At 68.8% G+C, this 24,356-nt stretch carries 31 protein-coding genes and 1 tRNA gene; 27 read left to right on the top strand and 5 right to left on the bottom strand.

The features are described from left to right. Positions 1 to 353: 353 nt before the first annotated feature. The 9 genes from ACT53O_RS11070 (at position 354) to ACT53O_RS11030 (ending at position 9,596) form a co-directional block, all read left to right on the top strand. Entirely contained in the window at positions 354 to 1,460 is a 1,107-nt protein-coding gene (locus ACT53O_RS11070; RefSeq protein WP_036316016.1) for a TadA family conjugal transfer-associated ATPase, read from the top strand. After that, complete coding sequence (locus ACT53O_RS11065; protein ID WP_476152398.1) at positions 1,457 to 2,404, top strand: type II secretion system F family protein; 948 nt, start codon at positions 1,457 to 1,459, stop codon at positions 2,402 to 2,404. Before ACT53O_RS11070 ends, ACT53O_RS11065 begins: the two co-directional genes overlap by 4 nt. 38 nt (positions 2,405 to 2,442) lie before the next feature. After that, positions 2,443 to 2,679: a DUF4244 domain-containing protein gene (locus ACT53O_RS11060; RefSeq protein ID WP_036286284.1), complete on the top strand. Its 237-nt coding sequence runs from the start codon at positions 2,443 to 2,445 to the stop codon at positions 2,677 to 2,679. Beyond that, complete coding sequence (locus tag ACT53O_RS11055) at positions 2,676 to 3,011, top strand: pilus assembly protein (protein WP_036286287.1); 336 nt, start codon at positions 2,676 to 2,678, stop codon at positions 3,009 to 3,011. The genes ACT53O_RS11060 and ACT53O_RS11055 overlap by 4 nt, the downstream gene beginning before the upstream one ends. A 49-nt stretch (positions 3,012 to 3,060) precedes the next feature. Next, complete coding sequence (locus tag ACT53O_RS11050; protein WP_295776036.1) at positions 3,061 to 3,387, top strand: helicase; 327 nt, start codon at positions 3,061 to 3,063, stop codon at positions 3,385 to 3,387. 127 nt (positions 3,388 to 3,514) lie between these two features. Continuing rightward, positions 3,515 to 6,154, top strand: coding sequence for a type I DNA topoisomerase (gene topA / locus ACT53O_RS11045; protein ID WP_239498611.1), 2,640 nt, complete (start codon positions 3,515 to 3,517; stop codon positions 6,152 to 6,154). Next, positions 6,151 to 6,774: a dTMP kinase gene (gene tmk / locus ACT53O_RS11040; protein ID WP_112930935.1), complete on the top strand. Its 624-nt coding sequence runs from the start codon at positions 6,151 to 6,153 to the stop codon at positions 6,772 to 6,774. Before topA ends, tmk begins: the two co-directional genes overlap by 4 nt. A 66-nt stretch (positions 6,775 to 6,840) precedes the next feature. Further along, positions 6,841 to 8,019, top strand: coding sequence for a DNA polymerase III subunit delta' (locus ACT53O_RS11035; protein ID WP_051039436.1), 1,179 nt, complete (start codon positions 6,841 to 6,843; stop codon positions 8,017 to 8,019). Further along, positions 8,016 to 9,596: an alpha/beta hydrolase gene (locus tag ACT53O_RS11030; protein ID WP_112930936.1), complete on the top strand. Its 1,581-nt coding sequence runs from the start codon at positions 8,016 to 8,018 to the stop codon at positions 9,594 to 9,596. The genes ACT53O_RS11035 and ACT53O_RS11030 overlap by 4 nt, the downstream gene beginning before the upstream one ends. Before the next feature lie 3 nt (positions 9,597 to 9,599). On the opposite strand, the gene ACT53O_RS11025 is transcribed toward ACT53O_RS11030, so the two are convergent. The 3 genes from ACT53O_RS11025 to ACT53O_RS11015 all read right to left on the bottom strand — a co-directional run bounded on the left by ACT53O_RS11025 (position 9,600) and on the right by ACT53O_RS11015 (position 12,267). Next, the gene (locus ACT53O_RS11025) at positions 9,600 to 10,259 is read right to left on the bottom strand and encodes a methionine ABC transporter permease (protein WP_016464466.1); all 660 of its coding nucleotides are present in this window, start codon (positions 10,257 to 10,259) and stop codon (positions 9,600 to 9,602) included. Then, positions 10,252 to 11,292, bottom strand: coding sequence for a methionine ABC transporter ATP-binding protein (locus tag ACT53O_RS11020; RefSeq protein WP_476152393.1), 1,041 nt, complete (start codon positions 11,290 to 11,292; stop codon positions 10,252 to 10,254). The genes ACT53O_RS11025 and ACT53O_RS11020 overlap by 8 nt, the downstream gene beginning before the upstream one ends. An 81-nt stretch (positions 11,293 to 11,373) precedes the next feature. After that, positions 11,374 to 12,267 (bottom strand): MetQ/NlpA family ABC transporter substrate-binding protein, encoded by an 894-nt coding sequence (locus tag ACT53O_RS11015; protein ID WP_476152391.1) that lies wholly within the window; start codon positions 12,265 to 12,267, stop codon positions 11,374 to 11,376. A gap of 226 nt (positions 12,268 to 12,493) precedes the next feature. On the opposite strand from ACT53O_RS11015, the gene ACT53O_RS11010 reads away from it, so the two are divergent. Then, a tRNA-Thr gene (locus ACT53O_RS11010) sits at positions 12,494 to 12,566 on the top strand. Here the strand turns inward: ACT53O_RS11010 and ACT53O_RS11005 are convergent. Beyond that, entirely contained in the window at positions 12,522 to 12,803 is a 282-nt protein-coding gene (locus tag ACT53O_RS11005) for a helix-turn-helix domain-containing protein (RefSeq protein WP_476152624.1), read from the bottom strand. The genes ACT53O_RS11010 and ACT53O_RS11005 overlap by 45 nt on opposite strands. A gap of 90 nt (positions 12,804 to 12,893) precedes the next feature. On the opposite strand from ACT53O_RS11005, the gene ACT53O_RS11000 reads away from it, so the two are divergent. From ACT53O_RS11000 to ACT53O_RS10980, 5 genes are read left to right on the top strand one after another with little or no spacing between them, the layout of a single operon-like run. Then, the gene (locus tag ACT53O_RS11000; protein ID WP_476152389.1) at positions 12,894 to 13,097 is read left to right on the top strand and encodes a helix-turn-helix domain-containing protein; all 204 of its coding nucleotides are present in this window, start codon (positions 12,894 to 12,896) and stop codon (positions 13,095 to 13,097) included. Continuing rightward, on the top strand, positions 13,094 to 13,768 hold the full coding sequence (locus ACT53O_RS10995; protein ID WP_476152387.1) for a helix-turn-helix domain-containing protein: 675 nt from the start codon (positions 13,094 to 13,096) through the stop codon (positions 13,766 to 13,768). Before ACT53O_RS11000 ends, ACT53O_RS10995 begins: the two co-directional genes overlap by 4 nt. Beyond that, a complete protein-coding gene (locus ACT53O_RS10990) occupies positions 13,765 to 14,091 on the top strand; it encodes a hypothetical protein (protein ID WP_476152385.1) in 327 nt (108 codons plus the stop codon). The genes ACT53O_RS10995 and ACT53O_RS10990 overlap by 4 nt, the downstream gene beginning before the upstream one ends. Continuing rightward, positions 14,088 to 14,483, top strand: a complete 396-nt coding sequence (locus ACT53O_RS10985; protein ID WP_476152383.1) for a hypothetical protein — start codon at positions 14,088 to 14,090, stop codon at positions 14,481 to 14,483. Before ACT53O_RS10990 ends, ACT53O_RS10985 begins: the two co-directional genes overlap by 4 nt. Beyond that, positions 14,480 to 14,695 carry a helix-turn-helix transcriptional regulator gene (locus ACT53O_RS10980; RefSeq protein ID WP_476152381.1) on the top strand — a complete coding sequence of 72 codons (216 nt, stop codon included), beginning with the start codon at positions 14,480 to 14,482 and terminating at the stop codon, positions 14,693 to 14,695. Before ACT53O_RS10985 ends, ACT53O_RS10980 begins: the two co-directional genes overlap by 4 nt. Positions 14,696 to 14,697: 2 nt before the next feature. On the opposite strand, the gene ACT53O_RS10975 is transcribed toward ACT53O_RS10980, so the two are convergent. Then, on the bottom strand, positions 14,698 to 14,955 hold the full coding sequence (locus tag ACT53O_RS10975; protein WP_476152379.1) for a hypothetical protein: 258 nt from the start codon (positions 14,953 to 14,955) through the stop codon (positions 14,698 to 14,700). A 91-nt stretch (positions 14,956 to 15,046) separates the two neighbouring features. Here ACT53O_RS10975 and ACT53O_RS10970 point away from each other — a divergent pair, with 91 nt between their 5' ends. From ACT53O_RS10970 to ACT53O_RS10915, 12 genes are all read left to right on the top strand, one after another. Next, complete coding sequence (locus ACT53O_RS10970) at positions 15,047 to 15,742, top strand: HNH endonuclease (protein ID WP_476152377.1); 696 nt, start codon at positions 15,047 to 15,049, stop codon at positions 15,740 to 15,742. A gap of 95 nt (positions 15,743 to 15,837) precedes the next feature. After that, a complete protein-coding gene (locus ACT53O_RS10965; RefSeq protein ID WP_476152375.1) occupies positions 15,838 to 16,257 on the top strand; it encodes a hypothetical protein in 420 nt (139 codons plus the stop codon). A 79-nt stretch (positions 16,258 to 16,336) separates the two neighbouring features. Further along, positions 16,337 to 17,647 (top strand): hypothetical protein, encoded by a 1,311-nt coding sequence (locus ACT53O_RS10960; protein ID WP_476152373.1) that lies wholly within the window; start codon positions 16,337 to 16,339, stop codon positions 17,645 to 17,647. 92 nt (positions 17,648 to 17,739) lie between these two features. Continuing rightward, on the top strand, positions 17,740 to 18,960 hold the full coding sequence (locus tag ACT53O_RS10955) for a phage portal protein (RefSeq protein WP_476152371.1): 1,221 nt from the start codon (positions 17,740 to 17,742) through the stop codon (positions 18,958 to 18,960). Beyond that, entirely contained in the window at positions 18,953 to 20,722 is a 1,770-nt protein-coding gene (locus ACT53O_RS10950) for a head maturation protease, ClpP-related (RefSeq protein ID WP_476152369.1), read from the top strand. Before ACT53O_RS10955 ends, ACT53O_RS10950 begins: the two co-directional genes overlap by 8 nt. Positions 20,723 to 20,724: 2 nt before the next feature. Then, positions 20,725 to 21,054, top strand: coding sequence for a hypothetical protein (locus ACT53O_RS10945; protein WP_476152367.1), 330 nt, complete (start codon positions 20,725 to 20,727; stop codon positions 21,052 to 21,054). 2 nt (positions 21,055 to 21,056) lie between these two features. After that, positions 21,057 to 21,437, top strand: a complete 381-nt coding sequence (locus ACT53O_RS10940; RefSeq protein WP_476152365.1) for a hypothetical protein — start codon at positions 21,057 to 21,059, stop codon at positions 21,435 to 21,437. Between the two features lie 2 nt (positions 21,438 to 21,439). Continuing rightward, the gene (locus ACT53O_RS10935) at positions 21,440 to 22,945 is read left to right on the top strand and encodes a pyocin knob domain-containing protein (RefSeq protein WP_476152363.1); all 1,506 of its coding nucleotides are present in this window, start codon (positions 21,440 to 21,442) and stop codon (positions 22,943 to 22,945) included. A gap of 8 nt (positions 22,946 to 22,953) precedes the next feature. Continuing rightward, a complete protein-coding gene (locus ACT53O_RS10930) occupies positions 22,954 to 23,157 on the top strand; it encodes a hypothetical protein (protein ID WP_476152361.1) in 204 nt (67 codons plus the stop codon). Continuing rightward, positions 23,154 to 23,558, top strand: coding sequence for a hypothetical protein (locus ACT53O_RS10925; protein ID WP_476152359.1), 405 nt, complete (start codon positions 23,154 to 23,156; stop codon positions 23,556 to 23,558). Before ACT53O_RS10930 ends, ACT53O_RS10925 begins: the two co-directional genes overlap by 4 nt. Positions 23,559 to 23,560: 2 nt before the next feature. After that, positions 23,561 to 23,947 carry a hypothetical protein gene (locus ACT53O_RS10920; RefSeq protein WP_476152357.1) on the top strand — a complete coding sequence of 129 codons (387 nt, stop codon included), beginning with the start codon at positions 23,561 to 23,563 and terminating at the stop codon, positions 23,945 to 23,947. A 2-nt stretch (positions 23,948 to 23,949) separates the two neighbouring features. Further along, on the top strand, positions 23,950 to 24,306 hold the full coding sequence (locus ACT53O_RS10915) for a hypothetical protein (protein ID WP_476152355.1): 357 nt from the start codon (positions 23,950 to 23,952) through the stop codon (positions 24,304 to 24,306). Positions 24,307 to 24,356: the final 50 nt, after the last annotated feature.

The following is a 24,356-nucleotide window of genomic DNA, read 5'->3' as shown; positions in this document are numbered from 1 at the left end:
ACGAAATCTAGCGACCACGACCGACACGGCACTACCTCCGGAAGGAGGGGGTGAGCCCTGCGGCGCGGGTCCGTGGTTTCACCGATATATCAGCGTCGACACGCGTTTTCGAGTGGAGCGGGGCTGGACCTCTGCGTATGCTCGATCCGGCCGAACTTCGATTCAGGCAGCGCGACTCCCGACCACCCCCGATTCCGGGATGTCGCGTGGCGGCATCCCATCTCCCCCTATGGGATGCCGCCTTCTCTCTTTCCGCCCCGTCGGCTCCTCCCCAGGGAGGGCGATCGCTGCGTTCCTCACGGGTGAGGTCGCGCCCGGCCGTCGCCGCGCGCCGCGCACGTAGCGTCGGGGGTATGTCCGAGCCTTTCGTCGCCCACCGCCGCGGCACACGTCGCGTTCCGGAGGCGGTACGCCGGTTCGTCGTCGATGAGCGTGGCGTCGAGTCCGTCGCGCGTGTCCGCGCCGACGCGGCGGAGCCCGCGATGGCGTCGGGGCCGGTTCCGCTGCGACGTGCGCGACGCCGGCGCCTTCCCGATCACCCGGCCCTCGAGCCCCTTCGTCACCTCCTGAGCGATCCCGAGGTGACGGACGTGTTCATCAACGGCACGGACGGCCTGTTCGTCGACCGCGGCGCCGGGGCCGTGCCTGTCGTCGAGTGGCGGGCGGATGCCGATGAGCTGCGCGCGCTGGCCGTCGCGCTCGTCGGAATCGGCGGGCGCCACCTCGACGACGCCTCGCCCGTGGTCGACGTGCGGTGGGAGCACGGCGCGCGCGTGCACGCCGTGCTTCCCCCTGTCGCGTGCACGGGCACGGCCATATCGATCCGTCTGCCGCAGGTCGACGTCCCCGATCTCGATGAGCTCGCCCGTCGCGGCCTCTGCAGTGCCGAGACCCACAGGCGGCTCGAGAAGCTCGTGGCGGCGCGTCGCAACATCCTGGTGTCGGGCGCGACGGGTGCGGGCAAGACCACGCTGCTGTCGGCGTTGTTGGGCCTGGTACCGCCGCACGAGCGAATCGTCACGATCGAGGACGTCGCCGAGTTGCGGGTGGACCATCCGCACCATGTGCGTCTCGAAGCGCGCCAACCGAATCTCGAAGGCGCCGGCGCGGTTCCGCTGTCGCGTCTCGTTCGCGAAGCCCTGCGGATGCGACCCGATCGGCTGGTCGTCGGAGAGTGTCGTGGCGAGGAGGTCCGCGAACTGCTGACCGCCCTGAACACGGGTCACGAGGGCGGCGCGGGCACGGTGCACGTCGGCCGTATCGCCGATCTGCCCGCTCGGCTCGAAGCGCTGGGCGCTCTCGCCGGAATGGACGATCGGGCGCTCGCTCGCCACGTCGTCAGCGCGATCGGTGTCGTGGTGCACGTCGAGCGCGGTCCGGACGGCATTCGTCGCGTGGTCGGTTTCGCCCGGCCCGGGCTCGACGGCCATGGTCGGTTGGAAATGGCGGCCGTGCCATGAAGGCTGCCCCGGCTGAGGCCACGGAGGCCGCCGAGACGCTGCAGAGGCTCGCCGTCCTGCTGGAGGCCGGTGTCGCGCCGGCGCAGGTGTGGTCACTGTTGGCGGAGGACGGCGATGTCACGGCGCTGCGCCTCCTCGGCGACGCTGCGCCCGACGACGGCGGAGGGGAGGCGGAGGGCGTTCCCCCTCCGCAGCACCACCCGCTGCTCGATCCGACGGAGAACATGGATCGGCTGGGAGGGGCGTGGACCGACGTCGCGGTGGCCTGGCGCGTCGCCCAGACGGTCGGAGCTCCGCTGGCGCCGAGTCTTCGCCAGTTCGCCGGCGCGCTGCGATCAGCTGCCGAGATGCGCGATGACGTCGCCGTGGCCCTTGCCGACCCACGGGCCACGGCGCGCCTCGTCGCGTGGTTGCCTGCCGTCGCGATCGTTCTCGGGGTCGCCCTCGGGTTCGACGTGGCCGCGGTCCTGGTGCACCCGGTCGGAATCGGCTGCATCGCCACCGGCGCCGCGCTCATGCTCGCAGCGCGCCTCTGGACGGCGCGTCTCGTCGCTCGGGCGGAGCCCGACAGGCGGCTGGCAGGACTGCAGAGCGAGATCGTGGCGATCGCTCTCAGCGGGGGCGTGTCGGTCGAGCGCGCCCTCGCCGTGACCACCGCTGCGGGCGCGGGCGAGATCGAAGCCGACGTCCACGCGATGCTTCGGCTCTCACGACGTGCCGGTGCGCGCGCGGTGGAGTTGCTGCGTGCGGACGCGGCAGAGCAGCGTCGCAGGGCGCGCACGCACGGCCGGCTGCGCGCCGCTCGCCTCAGCTCTCGGCTGCTTCTGCCGATGGGTGTCTGCACCCTGCCCGCCTTCCTTCTGCTCGGCGTCGCGCCCCTGCTGATCTCGGTCCTCAGCGGGTCGACGCCCCTCCTCACGTCCGCGGGATCGCCGGCGGCCTGACGTGCCCCCTTCCACACCGAGAGAAAGTAGGACTCTGCATGTTCCATCCTTCGCCCATCACGCTCACGAGCGGCGGGGCCACCGCTCTGCCGCCGCTCACGCTGCGACGTGCGCGCGAGCTCTACGCCGACGAGTCGGGGGCGGCCACCGCGGAGTACGCCGTGGCCACCATGGCCGCCGTGGCCTTCGCCGGGCTGCTCGTCATGATCATGCGCAGCGATGAGGTCCGCGGCATCCTCACCGACCTCGTCCGCCGCGCACTGACGGTCGCATGATCCGCCGGTGCGATGACGGCGGATCCGCGACTGCCGAATTCGCCGTCATCGTGCCCGCGGTGGTCCTTCTCATCGCCCTGACCGCGGGCTCTCTGAGCGCCGTGGGTCGCCTCGTGCGTCTGGAGCAGGCGGTTGCACAGGCCGCGCGACTCGCCGCTCGCGGCGAGCCCGATCGGGTCGCCGAGCTCGTTGCGACCATCGCCGATGCGCGTCTCGATGCGATCGCCGCGGACGGCGACCTCGTCTGCGTGACGGCCTCCGCCGGCGTCCGCGTGCCGTTGCCCCTTCCCGAGCTGAGCGCGCGCTCCTGCGCTCTCGACGGCGGGCGGTGAGCATGGTGTCGGCGGATACGTTCGACGCGCGCGGTGGGGAGTCCGTCTGATGGCCGGGTCCGCCGCCGCGCTCGGCGCTCTCGCCGTCGCCGCGGCGGCAGCGGTGGGAGTCGGCGCGGTCGGCGCCGCCTCGGTCCATTCCGCTCGCGCGGCGGGAGCGGCCGACGCCGCGGCTCTCGCCGCCGCGGATGCCGTGACCGGAGCTGCGGTCGGCGTGCCGTGCGATCGCGCGGCCGAGGTGGCCGCCTCCGTGGGGGCGGAACTCGTCGCGTGCGCGGTCGTCGAGATGACCGCCACCGTTCGCGTCCGCGTCGGCGGCGGCCTGCTCGGCGCCGAAGCCCGCGCGCGTGCCGGACCGCCGTCGGGGAGGGAATGACCGGCCCGCTCCCAGCGTCTTCCCCATGGGGCGGTGTGTATGGTGTGCATCGGAGAAAGGACGCCACGTGGCAGCTGTCAAGAGTGCTGGGGGCAAGAAGCTCGTCATCGTCGAGTCGCCGACGAAGATGAAGTCGATCCAGGGATACCTGGGCGACGGATACGAGGTGCTCAGCTCGGTCGGTCACATTCGTGACCTTGCGGACAAGAAGGACATTCCCGCCGAACTGAAGAAGACCTCGGTCGGGAAGTACTCGATCGACATCGAGAACGGCTTCACTCCGCTGTACGTGGAGAGCGAGCGCGGCAAGAAGACCGTCGCCGAACTCAAGCGCGCCCTGAAGAACGCCGACGAGCTCCTGCTCGCAACCGATGAAGACCGCGAAGGCGAAGCCATCGCGTGGCACCTCCTGGAGGCACTCAAGCCCAAGGTCCCCGTCAAGCGCATGGTGTTCCACGAGATCACCAAGGACGCCATCCGCGCCGCCGTCGACAACACCCGCGAGCTCGATCTCGCGCTGGTCGACGCTCAGGAGACACGCCGCATCCTCGACCGCCTGTACGGGTGGGACGTGTCCGACGTCACCCGGCGCAAGGTCGGTCAGGGCACCTCCGCCGGGCGCGTGCAGTCGGCGGCCACCCGCCTGGTCGTCGATCGCGAGCGTGAGCGGATGGCGTTCGTCTCGGCCTCCTACTGGGATGTGGAGGCACTCGCCGCCTCCGGACAGGAGTCTTTCGCCACGCGCCTCGCCCGCCTCGACGGCGCGCCGCTGGCCCGCGGCACCGACTTCGACGACGCCGGTCAGCTCAAGAAGGCCGTCGTCGTGCTGACGGAGTCGCAGGCGCGTGAACTTGCCACCGCGATCGAGACGCGAGGCGACGCCACCGTCACCGCCGTCGAAGCCAAGCCCGGCACCCGCAGCCCGAAGCCCCCGTTCACCACCTCCACCCTGCAGCAGGAGGCCGGACGCAAGCTCTCGATGAGCGCCAAGCACGCCATGGGCGTCGCGCAGCGGCTCTACGAGAAGGGCTTCATCACCTATATGCGCACCGACTCGACGGCCCTGTCGACGCAGGCCGTCACCGCCGCGCGCACCCAGGCCGTCGCCCTCTACGGCGACAAGGCCGTGCCGGTCAACCCGCGCAGCTACCGCAACAACAGCAAGAACGCGCAGGAGGCCCACGAGGCGATCCGCCCCTCCGGTGATGCGTTCCGCACCCCGGCATCCGTCGCGTCCTCGCTCGACCGCGACGAGCTGCGTCTGTACGAGCTCATCTGGAAGCGCACCGTCGCCTCGCAGATGTCGGATGCGAAGTACGAAACGACCACGGTGACGCTCGAGACCGAAGCCGCAGGTCGGACGGCCGCGTTCACCGCGTCGGGAACCGTCTACACCTTCAAAGGTTTCCTCGAGGCCTACGAAGAGGGACGGGACGAGAAGCGCGGCGACGCGGACAAGTCCGACGATCAGTCCCTTCCGGCGCTCGCCGTCGGCGACGTGCTCTCTCTGAGCGACGTCGAGCCCAAGGGCCACGCGACGAGCCCGAAGCCCCGCTACACGGAGGCTTCGCTGGTCAAGGCGCTCGAGGAGAAGGGGATCGGCCGCCCATCCACCTTCGCGAGCATCATCGACGTCATCATCAATCGCGAGTACGTCACCAAGCGGGGCCAGGCACTGGTTCCGAGCTGGCTCGCGTTCAGCGTCGTCCGACTGCTCGAGGAGCACTTCGCCGACCTCGTGGACTACGACTTCACCGCGGCGCTCGAAGACGATCTCGACGCGATCGCCCGCGGCGAGCAGCAGCGGGTCGCGTGGCTGAACGAGTTCTACTTCGGCTCCGAGAACCACGTCGGTCTGCGCCACATCCTCGACAACCTCGGCGAGATCGACGCGCGCGAGATCAACGCCACCAAGATCGGCGACGTCGCCACACTCCGCTTCGGACGCTACGGGCCGTACCTCGACGTGCCCAACGATGACGGCACGACGCGCATCGTCAACGTCCCGAGCGATCTGGCCCCCGACGAGCTCACCCCCGACAAGGCTCGTGAGCTCATCGACGCGCCGATCGCCGGCGACCGGGTGCTCGGGCAGAACCCGGACAACGGGCGGGACATCGTCGTCAAGGATGGACGCTTCGGTCCCTACCTCGAAGAGGTGCTGCCCGCAGAGCCCGAGTCCGAGCCCGAGCCGGTCGCTACCGAAGGCGCCCCGAAGAAGCGCGTCGCCAAGAAGAAGGTCGAAGCACCCAAGCCGCGCCGTGCGTCGCTGTTCAAGAGCATGTCGCCCGAGACCATCGACCTCGAGACCGCTCTGAAGCTCTTCTCGCTGCCGCGCACCGTCGGCGTCGAACCGGAGACGCAGACTCCGATCACGGCCCAGAACGGCCCCTATGGCCCGTACCTGAAGAAGGGCACGGACTCGCGCTCGCTCACGAGCGAGGACCAGATCTTCGACATCACGCTCGAGCAGGCGCTGGAGATCTATGCGCAGCCCAAGTACGCGAACCGCGCCGCGAGCTTCCTGAAGGAGTTCGAGGCCGACCCCGTGTCGGCCAAGCCCATCCGCATCAAGGATGGCCGGTTCGGCGCGTACGTGACCGACGGCACCACGAATGTGACCATTCCGCGCGGCCAGACCGCCGATGACATCACGTTCGAGGTCGCCGTGCAGATGCTGGCGGACAAGCGCGCCAAAGGTCCCGCGCCCAAGCGCACCACCCGGCGAGCGACGACCACGCGCAAGCCGGCCGCCAAGAAGAAATGACCCGCGGGATCTGGGTCACCTTCGAAGGCGGCGACGGCACCGGCAAGACCACGCAGGCCACGCGTCTGGAGACCTGGTTGCGTGAGCAGCAGCGCACCGTCGTGCGCACGCGCGAACCCGGCGGCACGGAGGTGGGTGTGCTCATCCGCGAGATCGTGCTGCACCATCGCGGCGAGGTCGCGTCGCGGGCCGAGGCGCTGTTGTACGCCGCGGACCGCGCGCAGCACGTGGCCACGCTCGTGCGGCCGGCGCTGGCGCGCGGCGACGTGGTGATTCAGGACCGCTATCTCGATTCCTCCGTGGCCTACCAGGGCGCGGGACGCGTGCTGGATGCCGAGCAGGTGCGGGATCTGTCGATGTGGGCCACCGAGGGGGCGCTGCCGGATCTGACGGTGCTGCTCGACCTCGACCCGGCTGTCGCGCGGCGGCGCCTCGACGCGGCGGACAAGCCCTTCGACCGTCTCGAGGCCGAGAAGAGCGCGTTCCATGAGCGGGTCCGCGACGCCTTCCTCGCCCTCGCGGCGGCCGATCCACGCCGCTTTCTCGTGCTCGACGCGGCACGGTCGGAGGACGAGCTCGCCGCCGCTGTCCGCGATCGCATCCGCCCTCTGCTGGCCTGAGGTGTCACCTCCGCGGCACGACCCGATCGGCGGTGGGCTGTCGGCACCTGCCCGTAGGCTGGGCTCATGAGTGCGGATTCGGCGATCGCCACGGCAGATCGATCCCGCGCCGCGTTGCCGTGGGGCGAGGTATGGGGTCAGGATGAGGCGCTGCAGCAGCTGCAGGCCGCGGCATCCGACCCCAGTCAGCTCGCCCACGCATGGCTGATCACCGGGCCCGCCGGGTCGGGGCGCTCGACGCTGGCTGCGGCCTTCGCCGCCGCGCTCATCGCTGAGCCGGGCGACGAGGCGGCGATGCGCCAGGTGCTCGCGGGAACGCACCCCGACCTCACGGCGCTGCGCACCGAGGGCGTCATCATCTCCATCAAGGATGCGCGCGCCCTCGTCGAACGCTCCTATTTCTCTCCGTCGCTGGGCCGGTACCGCGTCATGGTGATGGAAGACGCCGATCGCATGATCGAGCGCACCAGCAACGTGCTGCTCAAGGCGCTCGAAGAGCCGCCCGAGCGCACCGTGTGGATTCTCTGTGCGCCGAGCGAGGCCGACCTCCTGCCCACGATCCGTTCGCGGGTGCGCACTCTCCGCCTGCGCGAGCCCGACGTCGCCGACGTCGCCCGGCTCATCGTCGCGCGCACGGGCGTCGACGAACAGACCGCCGAGCAGGCGGCGCGGCTGTCGCAGCGTCACATCGGCATGGCCGTGCGCCTTGCGACGGATGCCGACGCGCGGGCACGCCGTGACGAGACCCTGCGTGCCGTGATGTCGGTGCGTGGCGTCGGGTCCGCCGTCGAGACGGCGGCGCGCATCGTCCAGGTCGCCACCGACGACGCCAAGGCGCTGACCGCCGAACGCGACGACGCCGAGCGTGAGGCGTTGTTGCGGACGCTGGGCATCACGCCGGGAGCCGCGGTGCCGCCCGCCGTGCGCAGTCAGCTCAGCGCGCTCGAGGACGACCAGAAGCGCCGAGCGACGCGGAGTCTGCGTGACGGCATCGACCGCGTCCTGACCGATCTCGAGTCGATGTTCCGTGACGTGCTGATGCTGCAGTTCGGTCGCGGTGACGATCTCATCAACCGAGAGTTGGCCGATGAACTGGCCGCCCTCGCGGCGGCGTGGACGGCTCCGCGCACGCTGGTCGTGCTCGACGCCATCGCCGCCACCCGAAGCAACCTGGAGGGCAACGCCGCCCCCGCCCTGGCCCTGGAGAGCATGCTCGTGACCGTCGCGAGCGGGAGGACCCTGTGACCGAGACACCCCGCCGTCCCCGCAGAACCCTCATGCGCCGAGCGCTGATCGCCGTCGCATCCGTCGCCGCGGCATCCACGATGCTCACCGGCTGCCTGTATGCGGCGATTCCGCCAGAGAGTGCGAGCACGCCGGCACCGAGCCGCCAGCCGGACGTCGAGGGCGTTCCGGCCGGGTTCGAGCAGTTCTACGGGCAGGCACTCGACTGGAAGGCGTGCACCGGGACCGACGCCGGCCGTTTCGACTGCACGACCGTGTCGGCGCCGTTGGACTGGTCCGACCCCGCGGTCGGCACGATCGACCTTGCCGTCATCCGTCGCGCCGCGAGCGACGGGGCTCCGATCGGCTCGCTTCTGACCAACCCGGGTGGCCCGGGGGCGAGCGGGTACGACCTCATCGCCCAGTCCTCGTCTTTCGCCGTGGGCTCGGCGCTGTCGGATGCCTACGACGTCATCGGCTTCGACCCCCGCGGCGTGGGGCGCTCGACCGCCGTTCGGTGTTTCGATCCGTCGGCGATGGACGCGTACCTCTTCGACATTCCCACCGATCCGCGAGGCAGTCAGGGGTGGACCGATGAGCTGACGGCGCGAAACCGCGACTTCGTCGCTGCGTGCGAGGCGAACAGTGGCGGCATCCTGAAGTACATCACCACCGACAATGCGGCGCGCGACATGGATCTGCTGCGCGCCGTGCTCGGGGACACCAAACTCAACTATCTCGGCTACTCCTACGGCACCTTCCTGGGCGCGACCTACGCCAAGCTGTTCCCCGAACGGGTCGGACGACTCGTGCTCGATGGCGCGATCGATCCGTCGGTTTCCGGGCTCGACGTGAGCACGACGCAGGCGATCGGGTTCGAGTCGGCGCTGCGGGCGTACATGGCGGACTGCCTGCAGAGCCGCAGCTGTCCGTTCTCCGGCACGGTCGATGAGGGTATGGCGGCGCTCGGCACTCTGCTGGCCAGCGTCGATCGCGTACCGCTCACCGCCTCGGACGGCCGCAAGCTGGGGGCTGACACGCTCATGACGGCGATCATCGCCGCCCTCTACTCGCAGGACAGCTGGACGTATCTGTCCACCGCGCTCTCGGATGCCCTCGCCGGCAAGCCCGACACCGCGTTCCAGCTCGCAGACTTCTACTACGCGCGCTCGAACGGCACCTATCAGGACAACTCGACCGAAGCGTTCCGTGCCTATAACTGCATGGACTATCCGCTCGACACCTCGCAGGCCGACAAGGATGCTGCCGATGCGATCGTGAAGCAGAAGGCGCCGACGATCGCCCCGTACTGGCAGGGCGTCGACGTCTGCGAGGTGTGGCCGTATCCGCCGACCGGTGTGCGCGAGAAGATCACCGCCGACGGGGCGGCGCCGATCGTCGTCGTCGGCACGACGAACGACCCGGCGACCCCGTACGAGTGGTCGGTGTCGCTCGCGCAGCAGCTGTCTTCGGGCGTGCTGATCACCCGCCAAGGCGAGGGCCACACCGGCTACAACAAGGGCAACGCCTGCGTCGACAAGGCCGTGGAGTCCTATCTCGTCGACGGCACCGTGCCGACGAACGGCCTCACCTGCTGATCGCTAACGACGCAGGACGCGTCGAGCGAGGGCGTTGCCCACGAACTGCACGAGCTGCACGATGACGATGATCACGAGCACCGCCGACCACGTCACCCACGGGTTGAACTGTTTGAAGCCGTAGTTGATGGCGAACTCGCCGAGACCGCCGGCGCCGATGGCGCCGGCCATCGCCGTCATGTCCACGAGGGCGACGACGACGAAGGTGTAACCCAGCAGGAGCGGGCCGAGCGCCTCGCGCGGGATCAGTCGGAACAGGATCCTCGAGCGGCTCGCTCCCGCGGCGCGCGCCGCCTCCACCACGCCCGGGCGCACCGTCAGCAGGTTCTGTTCGACGATGCGACTGATCGCGAACAGCGACGCGATCGTGATCGCGAAGATCGCGAACGGCACGCCGATGCCGGGAAGTCCGATGCCGCGGGCGATCGGTTGGACGGCGGCGAGCAGAATGATGAACGGTATCGGACGGAAAGTGTTCACGATGACGTTGAGAACCCCGAACACCACGCGGTGGGGAAAGAGGCTGCCGGCCCGCGTGGCGTAGAGCGCCATTCCGAGCACCAGGCCGCCGAGGCCGCCGAGCAGCAGCCCGGCGGAGGCGACGTAGAGGGTCTCGACCGTCGCGTCCCAGAGCTGCGGCAGAAGAGTGATGAGCCTATCCACGAGTGTCCTCCTCGGTCAGACGAGCGACGGTGGATGCCGCCGCCAGTGCGCGCTCCACGGCATCCGCCTCGCCGGTGAGCGCGAGGGTGAGGTGGCCGAACACTCGACCGTGGATGTCGTTGATACCGCCGTGGACGACTTCGAATCTCACGCCGTGCGCGGCGAGGGTCGCGAAGACCTCGGCCTGCGCGGATCCCTCGCCCTCGCGGACGTCGAGGGTGACGATGCGCCCGTCGTGCCGCGCGCGCAGTGCAGCAAGGTCGGCTCCGCGGGGGACCTCGTCGATGACGCTCGCCACGAAGCGTGCGGTGGCGGGGTGCTGGGGGGCGGAGAGCACGTCGAACACGCTGCCGGACTCGATGACACGACCGCCCTCCATGACGACGACGCGGTCGGCGATGACCCGGATCACGTCCATCTCGTGCGTGATGAGCACGATCGTCACGCCGAGTTCACGGTTCACGCGCCGCAGGAGAGCGAGAACCTCCTGCGTGGTGTCGGGGTCGAGGGCACTGGTGGCCTCGTCGGCGAGGAGGATGCGAGGGCTCGTCGCGAGAGCGCGGGCGATGCCGACGCGCTGCTTCTGCCCGCCCGAGAGCTGTTCCGGGTAGGCGTTCGCCCGGGCGGCGAGGCCGACGAAGTCGAGCAGCTCGGCCACGCGATGGCGGATCTCGTTCCGCGGCCTGCCGGCGACCTCGAGCGGGTAGGGGATGTTGCCCGCGACGGTGCGCGAGTCGAAGAGGTTGAACTGCTGGAAGATCATCCCGATGTCGGAGCGAAGGCGGCGCAGCTGCCGTTCGGGCAGCCGCGTGATGTCGGTGCCGTCGATCTCGACCGCACCTGTCGTGGGGATCTCGAGGGCATTGATCAGGCGCAGGAGGGTGGACTTGCCCGCCCCCGAGTAGCCGATGACGCCGCACACCTCGCCGGCAGCGATCTGAAGCGAGACGTCGTCGAGGGCGACGACGGGTGGAGCGCCCTTCGTCTGCGGCGGATAGGTCTTGGTCGCGGAGACCAGTCGGATGAGGCTCATGAGATCTCGCTCGGTGTCGATGGACGGACGACGAACGCGCGCATGCGGCCCTGCCCGGAGGCGGGGCCGCATGCGCGGCGGTCACTGCTGGGCGCGGATGTCGTCCTCGGTCTTGTTCAGCGAGCTGACGAGGTCGGCGACCGGCGTCTTCAGCAGCACGGCGCTGCCGCCGGATGCGTCGAGCACCCCCTGCTGCACCGATGCCGTCTCCTGGTAGATCTTCACGAGCTTCTGATACGTCGGGTTGTCGGCATCCTTGGCCTTCGCGGCGAAGACGTTGATGTACGGGAAGGCCGCCGGGTCGGCGGGGTCATCCTGTGCGAGCAACTGATCCTTGGTGAGCCCGGACTTTGCGACGAAGTCGTTGTTGACCACGGCGCCGGCGAAGTCGGGAAGAGAGGATGCCGTGAAGTCGGCGGCCACGGCCTCGACCTTCACCGTGGAGCCGGGCTCGATGTCGGCCACGGTCGAGAAGATCGATCCGCCGCCCTTGAGAGAGATCAAACCGGCCGACTGCAGCACGAGCAGGGCGCGTGCCTGGTTGGACTCGTCGTTGGGGACGGCGATCGTGCCACCGTTCGGGATGTCCGCGACGCTCTTGTACTTCGTCGAGTACAGGCCCAGCGGGTAGATCGCGGTCGCACCGACCGGGACCAGATCGTCACCTGCCTTCACGTTGTAGGTCGCGAGGTAGATGATGTGCTGGAACTGGTTGAGGTCGAGCTCGCCCGCAGACAGGGCGGGGTTGGGCTGGTCGTAGGCGTCGAAGTTCACGATCTCGACGTTGATCCCTTCGGCGGCCGCGGCATCCTTGTAGGTCTGCCAGTACGGGTCGCCCGCGCCGACGACACCGATGCGGACGGGGTCCTGCGCGCCGCCGGTGTCCTCCGCGGGGGCGGCGGCGCCGGACGCGCAGGCGCTCAGAAGAAGGGCAAGGGGAACGGCCAGGATCGCGGCCAGGGACTTTCGGGACATGGTGGTGCTCCTTGTGGATCGGGGCACCGCGTCGCGCGGGATCTCTCGGCTCCCCGCGCTCGCCTCGTCGCGGTGCCTGATCGACGGTAGGCACAGTCGACCGAGGTCGTGGAATCGCTCCGTAACACGGCGACACCGCGCGGGTGAGGCGGTCGCCGTCGTGGTTCGCGACCGGGCTCCGGACCCTGTAAGATCGGTGATCGTGCATGGCGCTCCGGCTCCTTGCGCCGCCTTAGCTCAGACGGCAGAGCGATTCACTCGTAATGAATAGGTCGAGGGTTCGATTCCCTCAGGCGGCTCGGATCGGCCCCGTCCCCACCGGACGGGGCCTCACCTGTTTCTAGCCACACGCGCGGCACTCCGGTGGCCATCTGCCACAGGTTGAACTCCTTCGTGCCGGGCTTCTTCTCGCCGTTCTCGATCGCGCTGATCGTTCGGCGGGACAGCCCCGTTTCGACGGCGAACTCACTCTGGCTCAGTCCGCGGACCTCGCGCGCCTTGCGGAAGCGATCGCACACGGTCCACTGAGGGATCATCCCGGGCATGACGTTCAGGCTCATGTGTTCAGGATTGCACATCGCCGCGCACGCGCTCAACCTTGCACGGTGTGTCGCTCCGCGCGATAGATGCTCAATTGTGCAAATCTGCTCAATGTGCATGATCCAGTCAACTCACGCGAGGCCGCCCGAATCGCCGGGACCACGCAGACGACCATAAACCGGTGGGTCAAGTCCGGTCGACTTCAGCCGTCGATCGAGTTTCCCGGCTATCGAGGCGCCCGGCTGTTCGAGCGTGAAGACGTCCTGCGTGCCGTCGGGCGCGACTCGTGAGCTTCGAGGCGAGCGCGATCGCCATGCATCATTCGCGCGCCAAGGGAACAACCCTCGTGATCCTTCTGGGCATCGCAAACCACTGTGGCGACGGCGGTGCCTGGCCGACGGTGGCCACGCTCATGAAGTACGGGCGATGCAGCCGCACGCAGGTGCAGCGCGCTGTCGTGGAGCTTGAACGTCTGGGGGAGATCCGCCGCCACGTGCAGGCGGGCGGAGACCACCGTTTCGAGTCGCACGAGCGCCCGAATCGCTACGACTTCCTGCTGAAGTGCCCCGCCGACTGCGACCGCACATCGCAGCACCGCACGCGCACGTCGCAACAGCGCATCCTCGATCTCGATCCCGAGCAGCTTGACGGCCTGGAGGACGAGGGGGCCGCATCCATGCAGCCCGGTCAGAGCCCGCCGCATGGGCGCGGCCCCGCCGCATCGGTGCGGCGGGAGGGGGCCGCATCCATGCAGCCCAAACCTGTCCCTCTAACTACTACTCACCTTCCTGAGACAAACCCAAGTGATCGCGCGCGAGTCAAAGCGCCGTTGTTCGCGATCGAGAAGTGCCCCGCCGACTGGAAGACCGCCACACACAAGATCGGCGGCAACGGCCGCTGCATCCACTGCCACGAGAAGCCCACCGCCTGGGTGAACACCGCAACAGGAGAGATCGCATGAGCGACCACATCGAGCAAGCAGCCCACGACTACCTCACCGGGAAGACCGACGACCCCGCCGCCGTCGTAGACGCCGCATTCAGGACTCGGCGCCGCGCAGAGTACGAGACCGCTCGCGAACGGTGGGATGCCTTGGTCTCCTCACGAGCGGACGAGATAGCAGCCGGCCGATTCACGATGCCGCTTCACGCCGCGCGCCCCACCGGCATCCAACGGCTGATGACAGCCGTCGGGCAGAACCCGGCGCTCCTGGTCGCCGTCGGCGGTCTCGGCGGCATCGCCGCGTGCATCGTCATCGCCGCGATCGTGCGAGCGACGTCGTGAACGTCGAGACCTGGCCCGCCTGGTTCTGGATGCCGCTCGCCGTCGTCCTGTGGACCATCGTCATCGCTCCCGCCGCCGTCCGGAGGTTCCGCACCATGTCGCTTCACTTCGACCTCGCTCTGGCCGCCTGGCGCGAGTGCCGAGCCGACTACGAACTGGTGCTGTACGCCCGCTACGAGGCCGCCGCCGACGCAACGAACGACCGCCTGGTGAACGCCCGCGGGCGCCGCGCAGGGATCGACCCGGTGAGCCTGTTCATGGGCAACGAGCGTCGCGCACGCGCCTACGCCTCGCCCGAACTGATCGAGTGGTGGGAGACACACCCGCGCCTCACGTTCGCCGCCTACGAGCGCCAGTGGATCGCGCAGCACGAGGCGGAGGCCTACGCATGACCGCGGAACAGCGCCGCGTCTGGGCCACGCCCGATCAGCTGGCCGAATGGCTCCAGCTGGGCGCACAAGGCACCCGCAAGCTCCGCAAGATGCGCGCCGACGGCACGGGCCCGAAATTCGTCACCGTCGGCCGCGAGATCCGCTACTCATGGGCCGACGTCCACGCCTGGTGCGCAGCCCGCCGTGACCATGAGAGCGGAGCCCGTCGATGAGGTCAGAAGTGTTCGTAAAAGAACTGCCAGCTGTCGACACCCCCGCCGAGGGCGAACACGCCTGGAGCGGGCGTGAGGTAGAACGAGTCCGCTCCTTCCTGGTCAAGCCTCGCGAGGTAGTTCGGGTCGTTGTCGTACCTGACCTCGAATGTGGTGTCGCTACGCCGCGTGATCGTGACGGGTTGGCGCGACGAACCGCCTTCAAAGCTGACGCTGTCGCCGACGTTGGTGGGAAGCTCGGGAATCTCGTGTTCGCTCATACCACAATGGTCCCACGGAAACAACAGGCAAAAACGACCGCGGATCTCGGGTGTGACCGTGGGTAGGCGTGGGGGGCGCGCATCGCAGCGGATGACGCAGCTGGTCCTGGAGCACTACGGCCCGGTGTGCTGGCTCCGTCTGCCGGGCTGCACGACGATCGCGACGACCAAGGACCACGTGATCCCGGCCGCGCACGGCGGCCCCGACACGCTGGAGAACTTCAGGCCCGCATGCAAGACGTGTAACTCGAAGCGCCAGGATCGCGTGATGACCGGCTACGGCGCATCGGTGGTCATCGTGTGCGGTCCGCCCGCAGCGGGAAAGTCGACCTACGTGGCCGAGCACGCCAAGCCGTCAGACGTGACGATCGACCTCGACCGCATCGCGCGCGCTCTCATGCCCATCGAGCCCGAGCGAACGCACGAGTACCCCGACCATGTGCGGCACGTGGCGATCGCCGCGCGCAAGGCCGCGATACGTCGGGCGACGCGTCTGCGTGAGCGCATCACCGTGTGGCTCATCCACGCCCTGCCCACGCCCGATGATCTCGCCGAGTACAGGGGCTATGGCTGGCAGATCGTCACGATCGACCCCGGCCGAACCGTGGTCGAGCAGCGTGCCCGCACCATGCGACCAGAGGACATGATGCCCACCGTCGCACGCTGGTACGCCGAGCACCCCGAACCTGCTGACCCGCTTCAACGCGCCCTGTCTCGCATGGCGAACGAGTTCGAAGCGGTTGTCGATGCTCGGGTCATCGACAACAAGCGCGACGCCGACTGGTGACGTCCGGTTTTCCGGCGCGAGAGCGCCGGAAGCCCCGCGTCCACCGCCCCCATCTCCCCACGTCGGCACAGAAAAAAGAAAGGTCAGGCCGAGAAATGAGCACTCCGCAACCCGCGCTCTCAGGGCTCGAAATCGACCCCGGAAACGGCGGGATTCTCGGCAATTACGGCCAGGGCGCCATGGAAATCGCAATACGCGAGGCGATCGCCGAGATCGAGGAAGAGACGCCGCTGACCGGCGTCCAGCGCGCCCGCAAACAGCAAGCGATCAGCCTCGCGATCAGCATCGACCGCGGCAACAACAAGGGCCGGTCGATCGCGTCGGACTCTGAGCGTCTAGACGCTGTGCTGTCGCTTCTCGCGCCCGTCGAGGAAGAGACCGGCGTCCCCGACGACTCCCACCTGACCCCAGAAACGAGACGACTCCTTGACGCCTTCGAAGCTCCAGCTACCGTCGCACCTGGCGGCGATCCCGTCACTGGCGAACGCCCGGCAGCTGACACCGCGGAACCCTAACCGCGCGACGCACGGCCACAAGACCGCCGCGGTCGCCGCTGAGATGGGGCAGCCGCTACTCCCGTGGCAGCGCTATGTCGTGGACGTCGCCAACGAGGTCGACGCCTTCGGCCTATTCGTGTACACGATCGTGATCGTGACCGTTCCCCGCCAGGCCGGGAAGACCACGACCGATCTCGCGGGATCGGTTCAGAACTCGCTCCTGGGTCGCGGCCGCCGCGCCTGGTACACCGCGCAGTCGGGCCAGCACGCCACCGATAAGTTCCTCGAAATGGCCGAGCTATGGGAGGGCTCCGCGATCCGGCAGCTGGCCCCCAACGTTCGCCGCTCGAACGGGTCGGCCGCGATGAACTTCATCAACGGCTCGAAGTTCCGCCCGTTCCCGCCCGTCGAGGGAGCGCTAGACGGCAAGCAATCCGACCGCACGAGCCTCGATGAGTTCTGGTACTGGACGAGCCAGCAGTACGCGGTTCTGCGGCAGAGCTTCGCGCCGACACAGACCACCCGCGAGAAGCTGAAAGGGCAGCGCCCACAGACGTGGATCTGGTCAACCGAGGGCACCGTGGAATCGACGGCCCTCAATGCGCTCCTGGAGGAACATCGCGCCGGTGAGGCCGCGCCGAACGTCGCGTTCTTCGACTGGGGGCTGCTGGACGACGAAGATCCCGAGGATCTAGACACCGTGTTCCGCCGACACCCCGGCGCGGACTTCCTCTTCACCCGCGAGGCCCTAGACGGATTCCGAGCCCAATTCCAGGACTCGCCCGGCGAGTTCGCCCGCGCCTACGGCAACCGGCGCACCGGCGCCACCGAGCGCGTCATTCCCGCCGACGCCTGGCGCGCCGCCAAGTTCGAAGGGCAGACACCGCCCCCGCCCGGCCGCGTGTGCTTCGCGGCCGCGGTCGGCGTCGACGGCGTGGATACGACGATCACGGCGACGCAGCTGCACGGCTCAGGCACGCTCTCCGCGGTCATCAACGGCGGCTGGATGGAATCGACCTACGGCGCACTGGACAAGCTCCGCGAGATGCGCGCCAAGTACCCCGATGCCGGGTTCATCATCGACCCGAACGGCCCTTCTGCAGCGTTGCACGACGAGGCCGAGCGCGACGGCTTCGAACTCATCCCCGTGAAGACGGGCGACGTTGTGGCGGCCACGCAGGCCACCGTGGCGGGCATCTGCAACCCGGCCGCGCCGACCTGGCTCTACAAGCCCCACGACAAGCTCGAAGCGGCCGCCGAACTGGCCACCAAACGGTTCGCCGGTGACGGCACGTGGCTGTTCGGCCGCCGCGCGTCGGTCGGGTCGATCAGCGCCCTGGAGGCCGCGAATCTCGGTTCCTACGGCATCCACCATCTGCCTGCCGTGCGCGCCTTCCAGCTGGGCTGAGATCGGTCACGAACGGTCACGAACGGTCACCACCGGTCGCGAGCGGTCGCGAAACTAGGCGCTCCGATCGGCTGGGCGGCAGGTTCGTGGCCATGTCGTTTTGGGAATCGGTCCGTCAGGGAGTCGAGAAGGTTGCGCGCTATCTCGGCGAGGCCCCCGGCGCTGAGATGCCCCAGGGTGTGCGACCCCCAGCACGGCAGCGGCAAGCGGCGGTCACGACGGAACGAGCCCTCTCACTCTCGACCTTCTACCGGGGCGTGCAGATCCACGCGACCGCCGCTTGCCAACTCGCGATCACGGTGGAGCGCAACGGCGAACACCTCGCCAAGCTCCCGTCGATCGTCCTCGAACCGGACCTTGACGAGACCCAGAGCGCTTTCATCGAGTACACCGTCGTGTCGCTCTACATCGACGGAAACGCCTTCTGGCTCGTGACCCGCGACGCCGCGGGGACGGCCGTCAACCTCCGCCCCCTGAACCCGCACGAGGTCACCGTCCACGTCGACCAGGATTCGTTCGGCGTCGAGACGATCACCTACGGGTGGCGCGGCAAGACCCTCACCCGCGACGAGATCAAGCATCTGAAGCTCGTGCGCGTGCCCGGTCTGCGCCGAGGCCTCGGGCCGATCCAAGCCGCCTCGATCGAGATCAACGGTGCGCTCGACGCCCGCGACTACGGCGCGATGTGGCTCAACGACGCGAACATGCCTGACGGCGTGCTGACGACCGACCAAGACCTGGCGCCCGGCGACGCCGACAAGTACCGCCATGTCTGGTACGGCCGGAACCCGGACGGCACCGACCGCGACGGCGCCGACGGCCGCAAGCTCACCGAACGCCTTCGCGTGATGGGTAAGGGCCTCACCTACACGCCGCTGCTGCTGAAGCCGTCCGACGTCCAATTCCTCGAAACGCAGCAGTTCACCACGATCCAGATGGCGCGACTGGTCGGCGCTCCGGCCTCCCAGATGCTTGTCGCCGTCGAGGGCTCCAGCGAGACCTACGCGAACGTCGAACAGGAGTGGATCGGATACGTCCGATTCAGCCTCATGAAGCCGCTCCGCGAGATCGAACAGGCCTTCACGTCGATCCTTCCCCGCGGCCAGGTCGCCCGCTTCAAGATCGACGCTCTTCTGCGCACCGACACGAAGACCCGCTACGAGGCGCACCAACTCGCGCTGGACCCGACCACCGGCTGGGCGACTGAGGACGAGATCCGCGCGCTGGAGGGCATGGCCCCGCTGACGCCGGAGCAGCGCGCCGAGCGCGACGCCCGCCGCACGACGAAAACCAAGGAGACCCCGAATGCCTGAGCCCACCGCACGCGAGCGCTTTACCGCGGCCGCCCGCGCCACCCCGGCACGGTTCCAGGCCGTGGCCGACGGCCGCAGCGCCACCGTGCACATGTACGGCGTGATCGGCGACTACTGGGACGGCATCGACCCGGCGACCGCCGTGCCCCAGCTTCGCGCCCTCGACGTAGACGAGATGACCGTCTACGTCAACAGCCCCGGTGGCGACGTCTACGACGGCATGGCGCTCTACAACGCCCTGCGCTCGCACCCCGCCCGCGTCAACATCGTGATTGACGGGCTCGCTGCATCGGCCGCGTCCGTCATCATCTGCGCGGGCGATGACGTCGCGATCTCGCCCGGCGCCGAGGTCATGATTCACGACGCCTGGTCGCTCGCGATCGGCGACGCCGACGCGCTCCGCAAGGAAGCCGATTCGATCGACCGAATCAGCGAGAACGTCGCCGGGATCTACGCCGCCCGAGCCGGGGGAGAGGTCGCCTACTGGCGCGACCTCATGCGCGCCGAAACCTGGTTCTCGGCATCCGAGGCAGTCGCCGCGGGCCTCGCCGACCGCATCGACGGCGAGGGCACCGACACGCCCCGCGCCGCGGCCGCATTCGACCTGTCCATGTACGCCCACAACGGCCGCGCCGCGGCCACCGACCCCATGCGACTCGCCCGCGAGGCGGGCAAGCGAAAGGAAACCAACATGACCGAAACGCTCTCCCGCGACGACCTGGACGCCGCACTCCAGGAGTCCGAGCAGCGCCAGAACCGTGCACTGGAGGTCCGCCTGTCGAACCTCCAGGCCACCCCCTCGCCCGACCCGACGTGGCCCACCATGGGCGCGTTCATCAAGGATCTCGTGGGTGGCTCCGAAGCCGCCATGACGTTCTACACCGAGCGGCTCGCGGCCTACACCGGTGCGACCACCGCCGACGACCGCCAGCCCAACACGTGGGTGCGGGACGCGATCCACCTGATCCAGCGCACCCGGAAGATCATCGGCACGTTCAGCACGGCGCCGCTGCCCGACGAGGGCATGACGCTCGAATACCTCCAGCTGAAGTCGAACAGCATCGCGGTCGCCAAGCAGGCCGCGCAGGGCGACGACCTCGTGAAGGGCAAGGTGCAGCTGAAGTCGGCGAGCACTCCCGTCGAGACCTACGGCGGCTGGACCGAACTCACGCGCCAGCAGATCGACCGCGGCAGCGCGGCCTACGTTTCGACCGCGAACACGGCCATGACGCTGGAGTACGCTCGCGCCACCGAGCAGGTGGTGCGCGACCTCCTGAAGGGCATCATCGCCGCGCAGATCGCGGGCGCCCCGGCGCTCTCGATCGCCGGAAACGCGAACGCCTACGCATGGCTCGATCTGATCGTGGACGCGGCCGGCCTTTTCGATGACCTCGGCTACAACCTCGACGGCGGCCTGGTCTCCAAGGACGTCTTCAAGAAGCTGATCCGTCTGGAGGACTCCAACGGCAACAGCCTCATGCGCGTCTGGGGCACCGGCATGAACCAGGTCGGCGAACTCGACCTGCGCCAGATCCAGGGCGAGCTCGCCAGCGTGCAGTTCCGCATGCTCCCCGGCGCCGCGGCGAACACGCTCGAGTTCCATGACCGCATCGGCATCACCACGTGGGAGTCCCCGGGCGCCCCGTTCCGCCTCCAGGACCAGAACGTGGTGAACCTCACCGAGTCCATGTCTCAGTACGGCTACCTGGCCGCCGCGTCGCAGTTCCCCGACGCGATCCAGGCCGTGAAGTTCACCGCCTGACCATGGCCGACGACACGACGCCCGCCACCACCGATCTCGCGTGGTACGTCGCCGCCGTAGGCGCTGACGTACCCTACGCGGCGGCCTCGAAGGAGGTGGCGAAGCAGATGGTTACCGACTTCATCGGTGGCCCCGCCAACCCCTTCAGCGTGCCGGAATCGGTGGTGGCGCGCGCCGTGCTCGAAGTCGGCGCCGACCTCTACTACCGCAAGGCCACCCGCAACGGCGCGATCACCCTCGAAGGGGTCGACCCGCAACTGTTCCGCATCAACCGTGACCCGATGGTTGCCGCCTACCCGCTCCTGCGCCGCTACCTCGTGATGGGACTCTGACCATGACCGCCCCCCGCATCGACCAGGCGCATCGCATCGTCGCCGACGTGCGCGACGCCCTCGACGCCGCCGATCTCGCCGAGGTCACCGTGACGATCGACGCCGCCCTGATCGAATCCGGCTCCCGCGACGGCATCGTGGTCGTGTCGCCGCCCGCCCTCACCTTCGACGGCGCCTTCTCTGACGTCCAGACCGCGTTCGAGCTTCACGTGATCGCCGGGCCGCCCGACAACTACCTGCACGCCTGGGAACGAATCGACACGATCATTCAGGCCCTGGTCGACGGGCAGCTGAACCTCCGTGACGGCAAGCCGGGCGGCTTCGAGCCCCGTGCGGGCCTCAGCATCCCCGCCTACACCCTCACGATGAACGACGTGGAGTGACCGTGACCACGATCCTTCTCCGCACCCTCATCGACGCGCTGCCGACCCCGCAGCCGCACGACGCGATCGTGCGCGTCCAGCGGTGGGCCGGGCGCAGCCCCGCCGTCACCTTCACCGGCGATGCCGTCACGATCCCCGACAACGTGCTGGTCGACCTCGACCGCGGCAGTGTCGAGATCCCCGCCACCGACGGCCGCTTCTGCATCCGTTGGACGATCACCCCGAACGTTCCCGGCCTGAAGCCGATCTATCGCTACACGTCCATTCCGATCGGCGCCGCCGTCGACTTCTCCGCCCTCCAGGACGTCGACCCGGCCACCTTCGAGGCGACCGGCGAGACCGTCACCGCATGGCTCGCCGCGATCGCCGAGGTAACCCGACTCCAGGACGAGATCCAGGACACCGCCGCCCAGGTCGACGCCGACGCCGACGCGGCCGCAGCATCCGCCGCCCACGCGCAGCTATCCCGCACCGGCGCCGAGGCCGCACATGCCGCGGCGGCCGGGTACGCCGACGACGCCGACAACTTCGCGGTCGTGGCCTCTCAGGCGGCCGTCCACGCCGCGGGATCTCGCGACGCGGCCGAGACTGCCAAGTCCGCCGCCGAGGCCGCGCAGGCGGGCGTAGCCGCGTCGGCGGCCGCCGCGACGCAAGCCGCCGCCGATGCGGACTCTGACCGCCAGGCCGCGTTGACCGCGCGCACCGGCGCCGAGAGCGCGCGCACCGGCGCCGAAACCGCACGTACCGGCGCGGAAGCCGCGCGGGACCTGGCCCTCGCCGGTCAGTTCGCTGGTGCTCGGCTGATCGCGACCGACCTAAACACGATCACGACCCCCGGGCGGTATTGGGCATTCGCGACCGACGTGACTACGGCCCTGAACTGGCCCGTGGCAGGTGCCACGTGCATCGTCGACGTCTACCGCGTCGGAATGGACACGAACAGCGTTATCCAAGAGGTACGCATCCACAGTGGGATAGCCACCAACGCCGCCCGCGGCATCTTCGTGCGTCGCAAGAATCAGTCGTGGGAGGCGTGGGCCTTCCGGTCTTCCATCCTTGTGGACCAGAGCGCCGGGTTATTGATCTCCGTCTGGGATTACCTCAGCTCGCGGTGGCAACGAACCCACGGTGACACCGGGTGGCGAGATATCTCGACCCTGATCGGCAATGGCTGGACGTCGACAGGACTCAAGGTCCGGAGGGTCGGCTCCCAGGTGTTCCTGCGTTTCCGCCAACTCGACAACACCGGAGCCACGGCGGCGCAGGTGTGCACCCTCCCGACGGGGTTCGGTGCGAGTGACTGGGTGGGATTCCTGTTGCCCGAGGCAGGGGCTCAGCCACGTCTAGAGATGAAGAGTTCTGTCCTCACCGCGTGGACCGACAATCTTCCTTCTTCACGTTGGGCACTGCCTCCTGCCGGAAGGTTCGCCGAGATCTCTTGGTCGACATCCGAGCCTTGGCCGACAACTCTCCCAGGCACGGCCCTGGGCACGATCCCGAACACCTAGGAGACGCCATGCCTGACCTGTCCTCGATGACTGACGAGCAGCTTGCCGATCATCTGAACGGCGTGCTGGCGGAGCAGGAGCGTCGCGCCCGGCTCGCGAACACCCCGGCTCAGGTCGCGAGCCTCGCGGCCGCGTACGCCCGCGACGGTGGCGATCCGGCCGACCTCGTGACCGCTATCCAGACCCCCACCCCTGAAGGAGAGAACTCATGACACGCACCCTCGGCCCCGGCTCCCTGAAGATCGGCCTGACCGGCTCCAGCCGCGAGTGGGCGGGTGACTGCACCAAGACCGCGCTCACGCCGTCGACCTCCAGCGAAGACCCGATGCCGATGCTCGACGGGTCGAACCTCGACGGCGAGGACACCACGACGTGGAGCCTCGACGGCACCCTGGTCGACAACTTCGAATTCGACAGCCTCCAGAACTTCTGCATCGCGAACGCGGGCAAGGTGCTGCCGTTCGTCTGGACGCCGAACAACGACGGCGGGTCGGACTACTCCGGTTCGGTCAAGATCCGCCCGATCGGCATCGGCGGTGACGTCAAGAAGAAGAACACGAACGACTTCTCCTTCCCGCTGATCGGCGCGCCGACCGTCGGCGAGAACGTCTGACCATGGCCACCAAGGCCGTGGCCGAGGTTCAGGGCGCGCGCAGGCTCCGTAAGACCCTGCGCGCAGCTGGTGACGACCTCACCGACTTGAAGATCGTCCACGGACAGGCGGCCGCCACCGCGGCCGGGGCGATCCGCCGCCTGGCGCCGGACGTCACCGGCCGACTGAAGAACACCATTCGCGCGTCGGGGACCAAGACGGCCGGGATCGTCCGGGTCGGCAACAACTCCCGCGTGAAGTACGGGCCGCCCATTCACTGGGGCTGGGCGGCCCGCAACATCGCCCCGAACCCGTTCGCATCGACTGGTGCGCAACGTTCCGAGTCCGCGTGGCTGCCGCTCTATGAGCGGTACATCGACGCGGCGCTGACAAAGATCGAAGGGATCTAACCATGGCTGCTAAGCCGCTCCGCATCACGTTCCACGACGGCCGCACGGTCGACGTCCAGCCGACGCTGGAGGACCGCCTGAAGTTCGAAACCACCCTGCGCAAGAACCGCGGGTGGGGGTCGCTGAAGGACAACGCCCTGAAGCTCGAACCGTTCCTGGCATGGTCGGCCGCGCGCCGCGCCGGTGAGACCGATCTGACGTGGGAGCAGTTCACCACGGGCCCGACGGCCGCGCTCGACGTCGAGCACCACGACGACGACGAGCCCGACGACGACGAGGGCGAAGACCTGGAGGTTGACGGCCTGGGGGAAGGTTCCCCGACGGAAGTTTCCACTACCTCTCCGTCGTATTCGGACTGAAGTTCCACACGCCGCCGTGGGTGTGGCGCGGAGAGTCCGCGCCCACCCTC

The sequence above is a fragment of the Microbacterium sp. DMC48 genome, assembly GCF_056313825.1.
The sequence above is the reverse complement of the archived record's forward strand: the minus strand, read 5'-3'. Positions and strand labels throughout refer to the sequence as shown.